The organism is Mameliella sp. LZ-28, from assembly GCF_012274245.1.
GTDB lineage: Bacteria > Pseudomonadota > Alphaproteobacteria > Rhodobacterales > Rhodobacteraceae > Antarctobacter > Antarctobacter albus.
Genome location: NZ_JAANYX010000004.1, coordinates 66,865 through 83,248, shown reverse-complemented (window position 1 = coordinate 83,248; position 16,384 = coordinate 66,865). Strand labels below are relative to the sequence as shown.

13 protein-coding genes and 1 pseudogene are annotated in these 16,384 nt (G+C 64.4%); 10 read left to right on the top strand and 4 right to left on the bottom strand.

The window, feature by feature from the left end; genetic code table 11:
• Positions 1-10: 10 nt before the first annotated feature.
• Genes G9Q80_RS03070 through G9Q80_RS03050 form a run of 5 tightly spaced genes read left to right on the top strand, consistent with a single transcriptional unit; the run spans position 11 to position 6,675 of the window.
• Positions 11-1,165, top strand: a complete 1,155-nt coding sequence (locus G9Q80_RS03070) for a pyridoxal phosphate-dependent aminotransferase (protein ID WP_232788302.1) — start codon at positions 11-13, stop codon at positions 1,163-1,165.
• A gap of 12 nt (positions 1,166-1,177) precedes the next feature.
• Positions 1,178-2,680: an L-piperidine-6-carboxylate dehydrogenase gene (gene amaB / locus G9Q80_RS03065; RefSeq protein ID WP_088716508.1), complete on the top strand. Its 1,503-nt coding sequence runs from the start codon at positions 1,178-1,180 to the stop codon at positions 2,678-2,680.
• Entirely contained in the window at positions 2,680-3,945 is a 1,266-nt protein-coding gene (locus G9Q80_RS03060; RefSeq protein WP_088716509.1) for an NAD(P)/FAD-dependent oxidoreductase, read from the top strand. Before amaB ends, G9Q80_RS03060 begins: the two co-directional genes overlap by 1 nt.
• Before the next feature lie 19 nt (positions 3,946-3,964).
• A complete protein-coding gene (hglS, locus tag G9Q80_RS03055; RefSeq protein ID WP_088716510.1) occupies positions 3,965-5,326 on the top strand; it encodes a 2-oxoadipate dioxygenase/decarboxylase HglS in 1,362 nt (453 codons plus the stop codon).
• Positions 5,323-6,675, top strand: a complete 1,353-nt coding sequence (locus tag G9Q80_RS03050; RefSeq protein WP_088716511.1) for an FAD-binding oxidoreductase — start codon at positions 5,323-5,325, stop codon at positions 6,673-6,675. The genes hglS and G9Q80_RS03050 overlap by 4 nt, the downstream gene beginning before the upstream one ends.
• 87 nt (positions 6,676-6,762) lie before the next feature.
• On the opposite strand, the pseudogene G9Q80_RS03045 reads toward G9Q80_RS03050, so the two are convergent.
• Positions 6,763-7,243: pseudogene (locus tag G9Q80_RS03045) on the bottom strand (ISKra4 family transposase); the annotation flags it as partial.
• 138 nt (positions 7,244-7,381) lie between these two features.
• On the opposite strand from G9Q80_RS03045, the gene G9Q80_RS03040 reads away from it, so the two are divergent.
• The 3 genes from G9Q80_RS03040 (at position 7,382) to G9Q80_RS03030 (ending at position 9,939) form a co-directional block, all read left to right on the top strand.
• Complete coding sequence (locus tag G9Q80_RS03040) at positions 7,382-7,873, top strand: MarR family winged helix-turn-helix transcriptional regulator (RefSeq protein WP_088716512.1); 492 nt, start codon at positions 7,382-7,384, stop codon at positions 7,871-7,873.
• Positions 7,870-9,300, top strand: coding sequence for a sulfatase family protein (locus G9Q80_RS03035; protein WP_088716513.1), 1,431 nt, complete (start codon positions 7,870-7,872; stop codon positions 9,298-9,300). The genes G9Q80_RS03040 and G9Q80_RS03035 overlap by 4 nt, the downstream gene beginning before the upstream one ends.
• Before the next feature lie 111 nt (positions 9,301-9,411).
• Positions 9,412-9,939 (top strand): HutD/Ves family protein, encoded by a 528-nt coding sequence (locus G9Q80_RS03030; protein ID WP_088716514.1) that lies wholly within the window; start codon positions 9,412-9,414, stop codon positions 9,937-9,939.
• Positions 9,940-10,050: 111 nt separating this feature from the next.
• On the opposite strand, the gene hisC is transcribed toward G9Q80_RS03030, so the two are convergent.
• The 3 genes from hisC to G9Q80_RS03015 are packed head-to-tail and all read right to left on the bottom strand — an operon-like array spanning position 10,051 to position 14,176.
• Complete coding sequence (gene hisC / locus G9Q80_RS03025) at positions 10,051-11,160, bottom strand: histidinol-phosphate transaminase (protein WP_088716515.1); 1,110 nt, start codon at positions 11,158-11,160, stop codon at positions 10,051-10,053.
• Between the two features lie 14 nt (positions 11,161-11,174).
• Entirely contained in the window at positions 11,175-12,560 is a 1,386-nt protein-coding gene (locus tag G9Q80_RS03020; protein WP_088716516.1) for an FAD-binding oxidoreductase, read from the bottom strand.
• A gap of 56 nt (positions 12,561-12,616) precedes the next feature.
• Positions 12,617-14,176, bottom strand: coding sequence for an ABC transporter substrate-binding protein (locus tag G9Q80_RS03015; RefSeq protein WP_043144445.1), 1,560 nt, complete (start codon positions 14,174-14,176; stop codon positions 12,617-12,619).
• Between the two features lie 156 nt (positions 14,177-14,332).
• Here G9Q80_RS03015 and G9Q80_RS03010 point away from each other — a divergent pair, with 156 nt between their 5' ends.
• A complete protein-coding gene (locus G9Q80_RS03010) occupies positions 14,333-15,259 on the top strand; it encodes a LysR substrate-binding domain-containing protein (protein WP_052244654.1) in 927 nt (308 codons plus the stop codon).
• Positions 15,260-15,343: 84 nt separating this feature from the next.
• A complete protein-coding gene (locus G9Q80_RS03005; protein ID WP_043144443.1) occupies positions 15,344-16,384 on the top strand; it encodes an aromatic ring-hydroxylating dioxygenase subunit alpha in 1,041 nt (346 codons plus the stop codon).

Sequence of the window (16,384 nt, the reverse complement as noted above, 5' to 3'; positions counted from 1 at the left end):
AATAGATGGTATGGCGCTGTCCGAGATCGTCGCGATTTCGGAAGCGGCTGCGCGCCTGCGCGCCTCGGGTCATGATGTTTTGGCATTAAGCACGGGTGAACCGGACTTCCCGACCCCACCCCATGTGCGCAAGGCGGCAACCCTGGCAATGCAGAACGGCGTCACGCGCTATATGCCCACGTCCGGAATGCCGGCGCTGCGCAAGGCGGTCGCCGATACGGCGGGCGTCGCGCCGGCGAATGTCATCGTCTCGACCGGCGCAAAGCAGGTTCTGGCGAACATGTTCCTGGCCACGCTCGACCCCGGTGACGAGGTTGTGGTGCCCGCGCCCTGCTGGAGCAGCTATTTCGACATGGTCGCATTGGCAGGTGGCGAAACGGTCAAGCTGCGCTGCGGCGCCGAGGCCGGGTTCAAGATGACGCCCGAGCAGCTGGAGGCCGCGATCACGCCGCGCACGCGCTGGCTGCTGTTGAATTCGCCCTCCAACCCCACCGGCGCCGTCTACACCGCGGCAGAGCTGGCGGCACTGGGCGCGGTCCTGACGCGCCACCCCCATGTCTGGATCGCCTCGGACGAGATCTATGACCTGATCTGCTATGCGCCGTTCACGTCCTTCCGGCAGGCCTGCCCGGAGCTTGCGGATCGCACCATGCTCATCAATGGTGTCTCCAAGGCGCACGCCATGACCGGATGGCGGATCGGCTGGGGCATTGCCCCGCCCGCATTGATCGACGCGATGACGGCGGTCCAGGGGCAGGTCACCTCGGGGGCCTGTTCCATCGCGCAGGCCGCAGCCGTTGCCGCCGTGACCGGGGACATGCAGCATATCGACGACCGCCGCACCGCTTTCCGCGCTCGCCGGGACTATGTGGTCGACGCGCTGAACGCCATTCCCGGCATCGACTGCCCGGTGCCCGATGGGGCGTTCTACGTCTTTCCGTCCTGCGCCGGTGTGCTGGGGCACAAGACACCGGACGGCACCGTGCTGGAAACCGATGCCGACTTTTGCGCCCACGTCCTTGCCTCTGCCGGGCTTGCCATCGTTCCCGGGCGTGCCTTTGGCTTGCCGGGCCATTTCCGACTTTCCTACGCCTATGCGCGTTCCGACCTCGAAGAGGGTTGCGCCCGCCTGTTGCGGGCCGTGGCCGTTCTGACACCCAACTGACGGAGTCCCGACATGACTTACCAGGATATTCTAGATGCGTGCGGCCTGACGGCCGCCGAAACCACCGGCGGAACCCTGTCCGTCACCACCCCCGTCGACGGCAGCGAGATCGCCCGGGTGCCCATGCACTCCATCGCCGATGCCGAGGCGGCGATTGCCACCGGCGTGCGTGCCTTCGAGGCATGGCGCAAGGTGCCCGCTCCGCGCCGCGGCGAACTGGTTCGCCTGCTCGGCGAAGAGCTGCGCCGTGAAAAAGAAAACCTTGGTCGCCTCGTGACACTGGAATGCGGCAAGATCTACCAGGAGGGCCTCGGCGAAGTGCAGGAGATGATCGACATCTGCGATTTCGCCGTGGGCCTGTCGCGGCAGTTGTATGGCCTGACCATCGCCTCGGAACGTCCGGGCCATTCCATGCGCGAGACATGGCACCCGATCGGCATCTGCGGCATCATCACGGCGTTCAACTTTCCGGCGGCGCCCTGGTGCTGGAACGCGGCGCTGGCGCTGGTCTGCGGCGACCCGGTGATCGCCAAGCCCTCGGAAAAGACGCCGCTGACTCAGCTGGCCATCCAGAAGATCTGCGACCGCGCCATGGCGGCCTTTGGCGACGATGCTCCCAAAGGGCTGATCCAGACGCTGATCGGCGAACGCGATCTGGGCGAGGTGCTGACGGCATCGCGCGACGTGGCGCTGATCTCGGCCACCGGCTCCGTGCCCATGGGCAAGGCCGTGGCGGCCGACATGTCCAAGCGGCTCGGCAAGACCATCCTGGAGCTGGGCGGCAACAACGCGATGATCGTCGCGCCGTCGGCCGATCTGGAGATGGCCGTGCGCGCCATCGTCTTCTCGGCGGTCGGGACGGCGGGGCAGCGTTGCACCTCGCTGCGCCGTCTGATCGTGCACGAAGATGTTTACGACCAGCTGGTTCCGCGCCTTGCCAAGGTCTATGAGGGCCTCGCCATCGGCAACCCGCTGGAGGCAGGCACGCTGGTCGGCCCGCTGATCGACGCGGGCGCACTGTCCGCGATGGACAAGGCGTTGGAACAGGCCCGGGCAGAGGGCGGCACCGTGCATGGCGGCGGTCGTGCCCTGACCGACCAATTCCCCGATGCGGCCTATGTCAGCCCGGCGATTGTCGAGATGCCTGCGCAATCCGACGTGGTCCACACCGAGACCTTCGCCCCGATCCTCTATGCGATGAAATACTCGGACCTCGACGAGGCCATCGCCCTGCAAAACGCCGTCCCGCAGGGGCTGTCGTCCTGCATCTTCTCGACGGATGTGCGCGAGACCGAGTATTTCCTGTCCGCCCAAGGGTCTGACTGTGGCATTGCCAACGTCAATATCGGTCCCTCGGGGGCCGAGATCGGTGGCGCCTTCGGCGGTGAAAAGGAGACCGGCGGCGGGCGCGAAAGCGGCTCGGATGCATGGCGCGCCTATATGCGCCGCCAGACCAGCACCGTGAACTACTCGCGCGAGCTGCCGCTGGCGCAGGGCATTTCCTTTGAAATCTGATGGGAGACGCGGCGCTCGATAACCTCTGGTCGCGGACCGCGGCGGAACGCCACCAATGGTCGCCCCTGTCCGGGGCGATCGAGGTGGATGTTGTTGTCATCGGCGGCGGGTTCACCGGCGTCTCGGCGGCCTATCATCTGGTCGCCGCCGGGGCGTCCGTTGCGCTGCTTGAGGCGCGCAGAATCGGCTACGGTGGGTCCGGCCGCAATGTCGGACTGGTGAATGCCGGGCTTTGGACGCCCCCGGACCAGGTCGAGGAAAAGCTTGGCCAAACGGCGGGCGCGGCCTTGAATGCAACGCTTGCCGAGGGGCCGGCGCTGGTCTTTGGCCTGATCGAGCAACACCAGATCCGTTGTGAGGCCACCCGCAAGGGCACCCTGCATTGCGCCCATTCCGCAGCCGGAATGCGCGATCTCGAAAACCGCTTTGCCCAACAGGAAAGGCGCGGCGCCCCGGTCAGGCTGCTGGATGCGGCGGAAACCGCCCGGCGCACGGGCAGCCGGGCCTATCACGGGGCGCTCTGGGACGCGCGCGCCGGAACGATTCAGCCTCTGGCCTATGTGCAGGGGCTGGCGCGCGCTGCCGCCGCGCAGGGGGCCGCCCTTTTTGAGCGCTCCGGCGCGCTGGCAATCGACGAGACGGACAAGGGCTGGATCGTCCGCACCGCTGAAGGCGAGGTGCGCGCGGCCAAGCTGATCCAGGCGGTCAACGGCTATGGCATCGGGGCCGCAGACGACAATGCCGTGATCCCGGCGCATTTCTTTCAGCTGGCGACGCCCCCCCTGCCACAGGACCTCCGGCGCGACATCCTGGGCGGCGGTGAGGGGTGCTGGGACACGGCGCTTGTCATGTCGTCTTTCCGGCTGGATCAGTCCGGTCGGATGATCTTTGGCGCGCTCGGCAACCTCGACGGCTTTGGCGGGGCGCTGCATCGCGGCTGGGCCGAACGGAAACTGGCAAAGCTGTTCCCGCAGCTTGCGGGCATCCCGTTCGAGCAGGACTGGACGGGGCGCATCGCCATGACCGGCACCTACCTGCCCCGCGTGGAACGCCGGGGCCGCAACGGCATCTCGATCCTCGGCTATAGCGGGCGGGGTATCGGGCCCGGCACGGTCTTTGGCAAGGCGGCGGCGGGCTGGGCGCTTGGCACCGGCGATCTGCCGCTGGGCCTTGTCGATCCGCTGGCTGAAAAACACGCCTCCGCCAAGGGGCTTTACTACGAGCTGGGTGCAACACTGACCCATTTTGCAAACGGGCGCTTCTAGGCGCCAAGGGACCGAACCCATGAAAGTATCCGCAAACAAGATCCGTGCCGATTTCTCGGCTGCCATGTCGCTGATGTACCGCAAGGAGGTTCCGGCCTACGGGACATTGGTCGAGATCGTCGAAGAGGTGAATGCCGGGGTGCTGGACAGGTCCGGCAACACGCTGGCGCTGACCCCGGGCGAGGACACCGCGCGCATCAGCGCCGAACGCCACGGCGCGATCCGGCTGGGCACCGAGGCCGAACTGGCCATGATGGCGCGCGTCTTTGCCGTGATGGGCATGGAGCCGGTGGGCTATTACGACCTGTCGATTGCCTCTGTTCCGGTCCATTCCACCGCCTTCCGCCCCGTCGCGCGGGCGGATCTGGCGGAAAATCCCTTCCGGGTGTTCACCTCGCTCCTGCGGCTGGAACTGATCGCGGACGAGGCCCTGCGCCAAAAGGCCGCCGAGACGCTGGCGCGCCGCAAGATCTTTACCGACGGTGCCGTCGCGCTGACCGAAAAGGCCGAGGCACAGGGCGGGCTGGACGAGGCCGACGCGAAACGCTTCGTTGCCGAGGTGCTGGAAACCTTCCGCTGGCATTCGGACGCCTGTGTCGATGCCGCGACCTTTGGTGCGCTGATCGACGCGCACCGGCTGATCGCCGACGTGGTGTCGTTCAAGGGGCCGCACATCAACCATCTGACGCCGCGCACGCTGGATATCGACGCGGCACAGGCGGGTATGGTCGCCCGGGGCCTGCCCGCCAAGGCCGTCGTCGAAGGCCCGCCGCGCCGCAGCTGCCCGATCCTGCTGCGGCAAACGGCCTTCAAGGCGCTGAACGAGGCCGTGCGCTTTCCCGAGGGGGCGGGCTGGACAGAGGGGCACCACACCGCCCGCTTTGGTGAGATCGAACAACGCGGCGCGGCGCTGACGCCCAAGGGCCGGGCGCTGTATGATCAATTGCTGGCCGAGGTGCGTGCCGCGATCCTCCCGGCGGCGGATGGCTCGAACGCCGAAGAGTACGTCGCGAAACTGCAAGAGGTCTTTGCCGCCTTCCCCGACACTTGGCGCGACCTGCACGATCAGGGGCTGGCCTATTTCAAATACGGCCGGGGCGAAGCGCCCGCGACGGGTACGGATGTGTCGGCGCTGCTGGACGCGGGCGCCCTGACGCTGAGCCCGATCATCTACGAGGACTTCCTGCCGGTCAGCGCGGCGGGGATCTTTCAATCCAACCTCGGGGACGAGGCCCGGAGCGAGACGCAGGCCGCCTCCAACCGTGCCAGCTTCGAGGCTGCGCTCGGCAAGTCGGTCGCCGACGAATTCGCGCTGTACGAGGCGATGCAATCGGACTCGCTGGCCGCGGCCCTGAACCAGTTGAAGGTCAGCGCCGCATGACGGGGCCCGCCGGGATAAGGACGCTGACCGAACCGCAGGATATGGCGGCCTATCTTCAGGGCGTGCGCGGCGAGGTTGGCCGTAGCCCCGTGGTGTTCCTGCCGGAAACGACGGATCAGGTGGCGGACTGCATTCGCCATTGTGGTCGGGCGGGCAGGCCGTTTGTCGCCCAATCCGGCAATACCGGGCTGGTCGGCGCCTCTGTGCCTGATGATGTCGGCGATACGGCGGTGCTCAGCCTGTCGCGCCTGCGCGAGACGTTTGAACTGGACCTGGCCAATCGGTCGCTTCGGGTCAGCGCGGGGTTCCGGCTGTCCGAGGTCAATGACCGGCTGGCGGAACATGGGCTGTTCTTTCCCATCGACCTTGGGTCGGACCCGATGATCGGCGGAATGGTGGCAACCAATACCGGCGGCGGCCGTTTCCTGCGCTACGGGGATGTGCGGCGCAACACGCTGGGCCTGACCGTCGTTCTGGACGATGGCGAGGTGCTGCGGCTGGGGTCGCCGGTGCGAAAGGACAATACCGGCCCGGACTGGAAGCATCTGCATATCGGGTCCTCCGGCTGGTTCGGTACGATCACGGAGGCGATCCTCAACCTCGAACCGGTGGTGGCGGAGCAGGCGACCGCACTTGTCATTCCAAGCAGCGATGAGGCGATGCTGACCCTTCTGCGGCATCTGGAAACCCGCGCCGGGCCGCTTTTGTCTGCGTTCGAGTTCATGTCGCGCGCTGCAATGGGGTATGCGTTTCGCCACGCCGCGTCGCTGAAGAACCCGTTCCCACGGGGGGAAATTCCCGAAACGGCGCTGTTGATCGAACTGTCGCGTCCGACGAGCGCACCTTGGGATACGCCGCTCCAGGACGTTCTCGAAGCCGTGCTGGCCGAGGCTTGGGACCTTGCGGATGCGCCGGTCGCGGATGCCTTCTTTGGGCGCCCGCAGGAAATCTGGGCCTTGCGCCACGCCTTGTCCGAGGGGGTCAAGGCCGCGGGTCCGTTGATTGCCTTCGACCTTGGGTTTACACGCGACAAGGTCATCGCCTTTCGGACCGCCATGACTGGGCTGCTTGCGCAGAACTTTCCGATGGTCGAAATCTGCGATTTTGGCCATTTGGGCGACGGAGGCTTGCACTTCAACCTCGTCAAGAGGGACGGCCCACTTGACGATGAGTTCGAACGCAGCTTGCGCGATTGCGTCATGGATCAGGCGGTGCGGGCTTTCGGCGGCTCGTTCAGCGCAGAACATGGCATAGGCCCAAAGAACGACAGGTATTTTCGGATGTTCGGACAGCAATCCACCGAATTGTTGGAGCAGTCTATGCGGGCTGTTCAACGGCGGCATCTCTAGACGACCAACCGGGCGCAGCACTCAACATATGCATGCGGCGCGTAGCTCTACGTCGACCTCGCGCGCCAGCACCTTGGCGAATTCGGCCTTGTTCGCACACGGCAGGAAAGTTTCCAGGATACGCGCCGCTTCCCGGAAGGAATGGCGCGCTCCAAGTTCGGACTGAAGGCGCCGCAGTTCCGGGGGCGACCGATCCGGGAAAAGTGAGCGAGAGGCGAAAGCGGCCCGCCCAGGGCGACGTTGGATTTGCCATTGCAGGCCCAGCGGCGAATGCGCGGAGCCTTTATACGAAACCTGCCGAAGTGCCTGTCCAGCACCCTCGACCGATCATCATGGATGGCTCGCACCGTGCCGCAGTCAGGACAGATCTCGCCGGCTTCGGAAATTTCCTCGATCTGGTCGAGCAGCATCGCATTCTGCAATTGTCCCAGGATCGTCTTGGCATCTTCGAGCAACAACCTGAGCCCCTCAGGTTGCGCATGCCGAAACAGGCGGGACAAACGACCGAGACGACGCCTCTTCGTGGTTCCGTTCTCACGGTCGTCTCGAAAATAATCCGCACGTCCATGGCAGTTCCCCGCTTAATGAACCACCAGCATACACATACACCCCCGAGTTTTGCCCACTCCCCCGGAAGAACGGCAGGTTATTTGGTTGAATTATCCACCAGATTGGTGCAGCAAAGTCCGCAGAAAGGTGGTGCGGCATGGGCACGCAAAACGACGACACGACGGCGGCCTCCCGGGTCCGGGACGCCTTTCCGGTGAGCTTCCTGATTCATCAGTTGGAACAGAAGCTCTCCGCGCAGGGCCGCGCCCTGATCGCGCGCCACAGCGATCTGACGCTGCCGCAATGGCGCATCATTCGCGTCGTAGGCCTGGGCGTGGCCGAGGGGTCGACCGCGCTTCGCAAGGTGCTCGGTTTCGACAAGAGCCAGTTTTCCAAAACCGTGAACCAGCTGCAGGCACGGGGCCTCGTGTCGCTGTCGACGCACCCCCGGGACGGACGCCAGTTTTGTCTGTCCCTTACCGAGGCGGGGCGCGAAACGCTGCACCGGCTGGCGCCGGTTCTCGACGCCCGCAACGCATTCCTGATGCAGGCGCTTTCGGAAGACGAGCGTAATGTCATCCGCACCATGCTGCTGAAACTGACCCGCGCTGCCGAGGTCTCTGAACTCCCCGATGGACTGGACACATGACCCGATCAAAAAATCTTCTCGTGATCCTTTCGGATGAACACCAGGCGCGGGCGCTGTCCTGCGCCGGGCACCCGCTGGTCAAGACGCCCAACCTCGACCGGCTGGCCGCGCGGGGCATCCGGTTCACTGATGCCTACACGCCCTGTCCGATCTGTGTGCCGGCCCGCGCGGCCTTTGCCACCGGGCGCCACGTGCACGACATCCGGCTCTGGGACAACGCCATGCCCTACGCCGGTGAACCGCGCGGCTGGGGTCACGCGTTGCAGGCAAAAGGCGTCCGCGTCGAATCCATCGGCAAGCTGCACTACCGCAGCAACGAAGACCCGGCGGGCTTCGACGTGGAGCATATCCCGATGCAGGTCGCCGACGGTGTCGGTATGGTCTGGGCCTCCATGCGCCGGGAAGAAGAGCGCGTGAACAAGGATGTCCGAATGCTCGGCCCATACATCGGCCCCGGTGACAGCAACTATACCCGATACGACAGGGCGGTCGTCTCCCGGACGGCGGACTGGCTGAAGGACGCCGCAACGCGCCCCGATCCCTGGTGCCTCTATGTGGGCCTCGTCGCGCCGCATTTCCCGCTGATCGTGCCGCAGGAATACCTCGACATGTACCCGCTCGACAGCCTGCCGCCCTTCAAGCTGCACACGATGGACGGGTTCGAGAACCACCCATGGGTCGACAAGCAGAACAGCGCGCTGATCGTCGACAACGGTTTCCGCGACCATGACGAACGGCGGCTGGCGGCGGCCTGCTACTTTGCGCTGTGCACTTTCCTGGACGACAACATCGGCAAGTTGATGGATGCGCTCGAGGCCAATGGTCAACTTGAGGACACGACGGTGATTTACAGTTCGGACCACGGCGACAACGTCGGGGCGCGCGGGCTTTGGGGCAAAGGCAACATGTACGAGGAATCGGTCGCCGTGCCCCTCATTGTCGCAGGACCCGGCATCACGCCCGGCACCTGCGCCACACCCGTCAGCCTGCTGGACATCTCAGAGACCATCATCGATCATTTCGACGCAACCCTGGAAGGAAAGCGCCCCGGCGAGAGCCTCTACGACATCGCCGAGCGCCCGGAAAAGCCGGAACGCGTCATTTTCTCGGAGTATCACGCCATCGGGGCGGTCTCCGGGGCCTTCATGCTGCGCAAGGGGCGGTGGAAGCTGATCCACTACCAAGGCTTCGAGCCGGAACTCTTCGATCTGGAGGCCGACCCGGAAGAGACGACCGACCGTGCCGCCGATCCCGCCTGCGCAAACGTGCTCGCCGATCTCATGGACGAGCTTTACGCGATCTGCGACCCGGCCGAGGTGAACGCTCTGGCGTTTGCCGATCAGGATGCGATGATCGCGGGATATGGCGGGCCGGAGATGGCCAAGACCATGGGCGCGCCCGCCGCGACCCCGCCGCCGGAAACCTGAACGCACCCGGACGCCTTGCTTGCTTCTTTCTCAGGGGCAGGCATTTCACTTACGACCCCGGACCCCGCGCCAGCGCATCAGCCCCGGCCGAAAACAAAGGAGCGCCCCGTCATGTTCCGCATCGTGACGCCCGATGACTTCAAAACGACGGCCTGGAAGAACGGCGGCGGCGTCACGCACGAGATCCTGCGCGACGAGGGCGAGCCATGGCGGTGGCGCATCAGCATCGCCGAAGTCTCGACGGATGGGTCCTTTTCGGCCTTCGAGGGGCAGACCCGGATCCTGACGGTGATCGAGGGGGAAGGGCTGGACCTGCACGCGCCGGGGGGCGTGCTTCGGGCACGACCGTTCCGGCCGTTGACCTTTTCCGGCGATGCGCCAGTCGACAGCCACATGGTAAATGGACCAGTGCGCAATCTGAACCTGATCTACGATCCCCGGTATGTGAAGGCGTCGGTCGAGGTGATCGACGGTCCGGCAATGATCGAAAGTGGCCCGGGGCAGACCGGGGTTCTGTGCATGGACGGACGTGTCACATTGGCAGAAGACGCGTTGCCGTGCGGGGCCTTCGGGTTGGGGCAGGGAGGTTGCATCGACGTCGGGCAGAAGGGGCGTTGCGTGGTGGTGCGGCTGGCGTGACGGTCGCACCCGACCGTCCTTTCCGGGCCGGGCGGCCCGGCACAAGGCCCGTGCACCTGGATCTGCCGGCCCATGATTTGGACACGGGCTGGCAGGCTGGCCTGGTTGCCGTCAGGCGGGGCAACGCATGGATGCGACCGCGTCCAGGAAATACTGGTTTTCCCATGCCGTACCGACCGTCACCCGGGCCCAGCTGGTGTAAGGCTGTTCGAGCCAGGGCTTGATCAGCACACCCTTGTGACGCAGGGCTTCGGCGAATTCGGTGGCCGTCTGCCCGGTATCGAAGAACACGAAGTTGGTCTGGCTCGGGGCGCAGGCAAAGCCAGTTTGCGTCAGTCCGGCGGTCAGGGCAGCGCGGCCCTCGATGGCGGATTGCACCGACTGGGCGAGGTAGTCGGGATCGCGCAGCGCTGCCCGCGCGGCGGCGACCGCCAGCGCATTGACGCCAAACGGATTGCGGGCCTTCATCATCTGCGCGACGAGTTCTGGGGCGCAGGCGATGCCATAGCCGACCCGTATCCCGGCAAGGCCGTAGGCCTTGGAAAACGTACGCAGCACGATCCACGGGTTGGGTCCGGCCGCCAGCCGGCCCATGGCATCGAACCGGGCGTCGGCGTCGAGGTATTCCAGATAGGCTTCGTCGAAGACAACCAGTGTCTCGGGCGGTGTCGCCTTCAGGACAGCGTCGAAGTCTGACGGCGAAATTGCCGGTCCGGCCGGGTTGCTGGGCGAGGAAAAGATCAGCACGCGCGGGGCCTCTTTGGACATCGCGTGGATCAAGCCGTCGATCGGGAAGGACCAGTCCGCTTCGAAAGGCACCTTGGTGACATGGGCGCCGCAGGCCAGCGCGCCGAATTCATGCAGGCCGAAACTGGGGCAGATCGTGACGACATGATCGCCGGGGCGCAGCACCGTGCGAAAAAGTGCGCCGATCAGGTCCTCGGACCCGTTGCCGACAATGATCCGGTCGGGGGATGCGCCGGTCGCGTCGGCAAGGTCCCCGCGCAGGTCGGCGTTGCCCGCATCCGGATATCGAGAAATGCCCGTGGCTTCTTCGCGGATCGCCTCCACGACACCCGGGCAGGGGCCCGCGGGGTTCTCGTTGCTGTCCAGTTTGGCCTGGCAGTCGATGCCGTAATGCGCGCGGAACCGGTCGAGTGCGAGACCGGCGTTATAAGTCGGCAGGGCCGCGATCTCGGGGCGGATCAGGTCGGGGTTCATTGGCGTTCCTTTGGTCACAGATCGAAGATCTTGCCGGGATTCATGATATTGGCCGGATCGATACAGCGTTTGAGATCGCGCATCAGGTCCAGCGCGGTGCCGTGTTCAGCGGCCATGTAGCCTTTCTTTCCCAGCCCAACGCCATGCTCACCGGTCGAGGTGCCACCAAGAGACAGGGCCAGCTCGATCAACTTGCTATTGATATGGCGTGCCTCGGCAGTTTCGTTGGGGTCTTCGGGGTCGAACAGCAGCACCATGTGAAAGTTGCCGTCGCCCACATGGCCAATCAGGGGCGCTTGGATGCTGGTCGACCGGACCACCTCCGTGATGCCCTCGATGCAGGCGGGCAGGGCGGAGACCGGGACGCAAACGTCAGTCGACAGGCCCTTGATCCCGGGCCGCAGCGCACGGGAGGCGTAGAGCGCCGAATGCCGGATGCGCCAGAGCGCGGCGGCGGCCTCCGCGTTCTTGGCTTGCTCCATGCCGGTGGCGCCGGCGTCCTGAACCAGGTCCCGCAGTACGTCGGCATCATGGTCCACCGTGGCTGCCGACCCCGCCAGCTCGATCCACAACGTCGGGGCTTCGGGCAGGGTCGACCCGCCATGAGCATTGATCGCGGCCATCTGAACGGCGTCCGCCAGTTCTATCCGGTTCAGGCAAAGCCCGAATTGCAGCGCAGTGACCACGGCGGCAGTCGCCGCACCGATATTGTCGAAGCTGCACATCAGGGTGCTGGTCGCCTCGGGGACGCCCGCCAGCCGCAGGGTCAGTTCGGTGATGACGCCAAGCGTGCCCTCTGCGCCGACGAAAAGATGGGTCAGGTCATAGCCAGCCGCCGATTTGCGGGCCCTGCCGCCGGTCCTCACGATGCGGCCATCCGGCAGCACCACGGTCAGACCCAGAACCAGTTCGCGCATCGAGCCGTAGCGCACGGTCGTCGTGCCCGAGGCACGGGTCGCCGCCATGCCGCCCAGAGTCGCATGGGCGCCAAGGTCCACGGGAAAGAACAGGCCGGATGCGCGCAGATCCTCGTTCAGGCGCTGCCGGATGACGCCGCATTGCACGGTGCAATCCATGTCTTCGGCATTGACGGACAGCACCTTGTCCATGCCCGACAGATCCAGGCTGATCCCGCCCTGCGGCGCGTTGACCTGGCCTTCCATTGACGACCCCGCGCCGAAGGGCACGACGGGCACGCCATGCGCGTTGCACAGCTTCAGCACCTCGGCCACCTCTTCGGTGCTGCGCACCATGACGACGGCATCGGGCGCATCGGGCGGCAACCAGCTTTCCAGCGCCGTATGCTGGTCCCGGACCGCCTGGGTCGTGGACAGCCTGTCACCGAAGACCGGTGCGAGAGCGGAGAGAACCGTGTCGTGCGGGCGGGCGGGCTGTGTCATCTGTCCTCGCTTGCAATGGGGTGGCGGGCCGGGGAGTGGCGGCCCGCCGGTCGGGATCAGGCGGCGAACCACCAACGCTCGGATGCGCGGTTGCCGTCCATGTCCCAATCACTGGCGACCTGATCGCCTGTGGCGACCTTGCTCGACTTCGCATCGAGAATGTCAGCCCAGATCGGCGCAATCATGCCGCCGTCTTCGTGGATGAGGCGCTGGCATTCCCAGTACAGCTCCTTGCGCTTGGCCTCGTCCTTTTCACCCCGCGCGGCGATCAGCGCAGTGTTGAAGGCGTCGTTGTCCCAGTGGGTCGCGTTCCAGCTGCCCAGGCTGGCGCGCGAATAGGCCTGCGTCAGCATCAGGTCTTCGTTGGCGCGGCCCGACCAGCGCGAAGCAAAAAACGGCGTCTTGCCCCAGATGTTGGACCAGTAGCCGTCCTCGGGTTCGCGCGATACCTCGATGTCGATGCCCGCAGCCGCGGCGTGCCGGCTGAAAAGCTGCGCGGCATCCACCGCGCCCGCAAACGGCGTCTCAGATGCGTGCAGGACGTGCTTGTGACCTTCGACACCCGCTTTCTTCATCAGCGCCCGGGCCTGTTCCGGGTCGTAGCTGTGTTGCGGCAGAGTGGGATTGTGGTTCGGGTAGGCGCTCGAGATCGGCTGATCGTTGGCGACCGATCCGAAACCGCCGAGGATCTTGTTCACCATGTCCTCGCGGTCGATCGCCAGTTTCATGGCAAGACGCACGTCGGGGTCCTGATAGGGGGTTTCGGACAAGTTCATGCTGAAGCAGTAGTGCATCTTGCCCTGCACCTGGATCAGGTCGATCCCGGGCATCGCCTTGATCAGCTGGGCGGTGGTGGCATCGACAGCGTTCATCGCGTCGACCTCGCCGGTGCGCAGCGCAGTGGTGCGTGCGTTCACGTCCCGGATCGCCAGGATTTCCACCGCGTCGAAATGCGCCCGGCCCTCTTTCCAGTAGTTCGGGTTCTTCGTCACCCGCGCCTTCACGCCGGGTTCGTAGCTTTCCAGGATGTAGCCGCCGGTTCCGATACCTTCGTCGAAATTCGTGGTGCCCGCCGGTACCACGATCGTGGCTGCCATGGACAGGACGGCCGGGAAGCCGCTGTTCGGGCCTTCCAGCGTGATGGTCATCTCGTGCGGGCCGGTGGCCTTGACATCGGTCACGCCGGCCATCAGCGCCTTGACCACCGAGATGGTCTTTTCGCCACGGTGCAGATTCACCGAGAAGACCGCGTCTTCGGCGGTGAAGGGCTGGCCATTGTGGAATTCAACCCCTTCGCGCAACTTGAAGGTCCAGACCGTCGAATCATCATTGCTCGACCATTCGGTTGCCAGTTCCGGCATCAGTACGCCGCCTGGTCCGACTTCGATCAGCGCATTGCGGATCTGGTATTGCAAATTCTGCATGAATTTGCTTTCGTTGACCTGCGGATCCAGCGTTTCGCCGCTGTCGAAGTCATTGATAGCAAGGCGGAAAGTTCCCCCCTGTTTTGGCGTGGACTGCGCCTGCACGGGCTGGCCGTGAAGACCGAGAAGGCCCAGCGTGCCGACGGCCGCTGCACTCTGAAGCAATGTGCGTCGGTGGATGGATGTGGTCATTTTTCTCTCCCTGCAGAGAAGGTTTTGGATCTGCGTCCGTCAATATGTCTATTCATAATATCGTATGAGGTGACATAAGGCCGGGACAACTCAGTATTCCTGTCATACTGTGTAGTGCAGCTAACATGAGTCGGATTCTTCTGGAGGAAGACCATAGTGAAATCCTATCTGCCCCCTTTGCGCGCCTTGCAGGCATTCGAGGCTTTCGGACGTCTTGGATCTGTTGGCGGGGCTGCGCAGGAGCTTGGTGTAACATCCGGTGCGATCAGTCAGCAACTCAAGGTGCTCGAAGAATACCTGTCGATGAAGGTGATCAACAAGGACGGTCGGCGCGCGGCGCTGTCAGACGAGGCGCTGGCCTATCACCGGCTGGTCACCGAGGGTTTCGACCGTTTGCGAATGGCCCAGACCCTGGTTCAGCGTGCCAAGATGGGGGCGGACCTGAAGGTATCGGGCCTGCCGACGCTGCTACTGAAATGGCTCAACCCGCTATTGCACGACATCCAGTCCCATCTCGGCGACGTGCCGCTGCGTCTGGAGGCAACACATCTTGAACCTGACCCCGACATGACGGCCGAAATGTTCCGGCTGACATACGGTAACATCGCGCAGAGATTTCCCCATGCCCGGAAACTGTTCACGGATGTTTGCTTCCCCGCCTGTTCGCCGGCCCTGCTGAAAGAACATCCCGAGGCGCGGTCCGTCGAGGGCCTGCTTCACATGCCCTTGATTGATATCGACTGGGGCCCGGCCTACCGCACGGTTCCACGCTGGGCCGACTGGTTTTCGGCGCACGGGCTAGAGGAAGCCGCCTTCAAACCGGTGGCGGTGCACTCGTTGTCGAGTTCCGCACTCGAGGCGGCGGCTGGTGGACAGGGCGTTGTCCTCGCGCAGCAGTCCTTTGCCCGTTTCGACCTGGAACTCGGGCGGCTGGTGCGGCTAGCGGAGGACAGCTTGCCGATGCCCGAACCGTATTATGTCTGCTGGGGCGAGACGACGTTGCATCAGCCCAAAGCACGAGAATTTCTGAACTGGTTGATGGCAATGGGCCGTGATGTCTCGACCGACATGCAGGATATCTAAAGTATCCTCGATCATTTCTGCCTGTTATTGGCCTCTTGATCAGACATATTGCGAATAACGCCAATCTAATGGACGAGGTCGCCAATGTTTCTACGCAATGCATGGTATGTCGCTGCCTGGAGCGCCGAGGTTACGCGGGATCTCCAGCAGATCAAGGTACTGGGTGAAAAGATCTGTGTCTTCCGCACCGAAGAGAATGAAGTCATCGCGCTGGAAGACGCCTGCCCGCACCGCAAGCTGCCGCTTTCCAAGGGGCGGATCAAGGGAAATACGGTCGAATGCGGCTATCACGGTCTGACATTCGATTGCGCCGGTCAATGCGTCTGGGCGCCCGGAGGCGGCCGCATCCCCTCGGCGGCGAAAGTGCGGCCCTATCCCGTCCACGAGAAATACGGGCTTGTCTGGATCTGGATGGGCAACGCCGCCATGGCTGACCCAGAGGAAATCATCGACATCCCGAATTTCGACAGTCCCGACTGGGGCATCAATTCCGGCGATGCGATGGAGCTCGAGTGCAACTACCTGCTGATGTGCGATAACCTGCTGGATCCCAGCCATGTGGCCTGGGTGCACGAAAGCTCGTTCGCCGCGCCCGCGACCAAGGACACGCCGCTGCGCGTCACCAAGACGGAAAACGGCGTGATCGTGCATCGCTGGATGATGGATCACGAACCCGCACCCTTCTACAAGAAGGTGGTGGAGTTCGAGGGCAATTGCGACCGCCTCCAGCATTACGAGGTGCGGTATCCCTCGCACGCGCTGATCCGCGCGGTCTTTACCCCGGCGGGGACGGGCGGGCCGGACGGGCCGCTGCACGAAAAGACCTTTGTCATGGACAGCTACAATTTCATGACGCCGACCTCGGAAACGGAAACGCGCTATTACTGGTTCCAGCTGCGCAATGTCCGCCCCGATGACGAAGAGCTGTCGAAAATGATGGCCGCCGATGTGCGCGGTGCCTTTGAAGAGGATCGCGCCGTCCTGCACGAGGTCCAGATCGGCATGACCGAAAAGCAATCGCCCCATATCGACCTGAGCATCGACGCGGGTCAGTTGCGCTTCCGCCGTCAGCTTGAGGCGATGATCGCCGAAGAGCGGATGGTCGACGCCAAGATGGACGCGTGA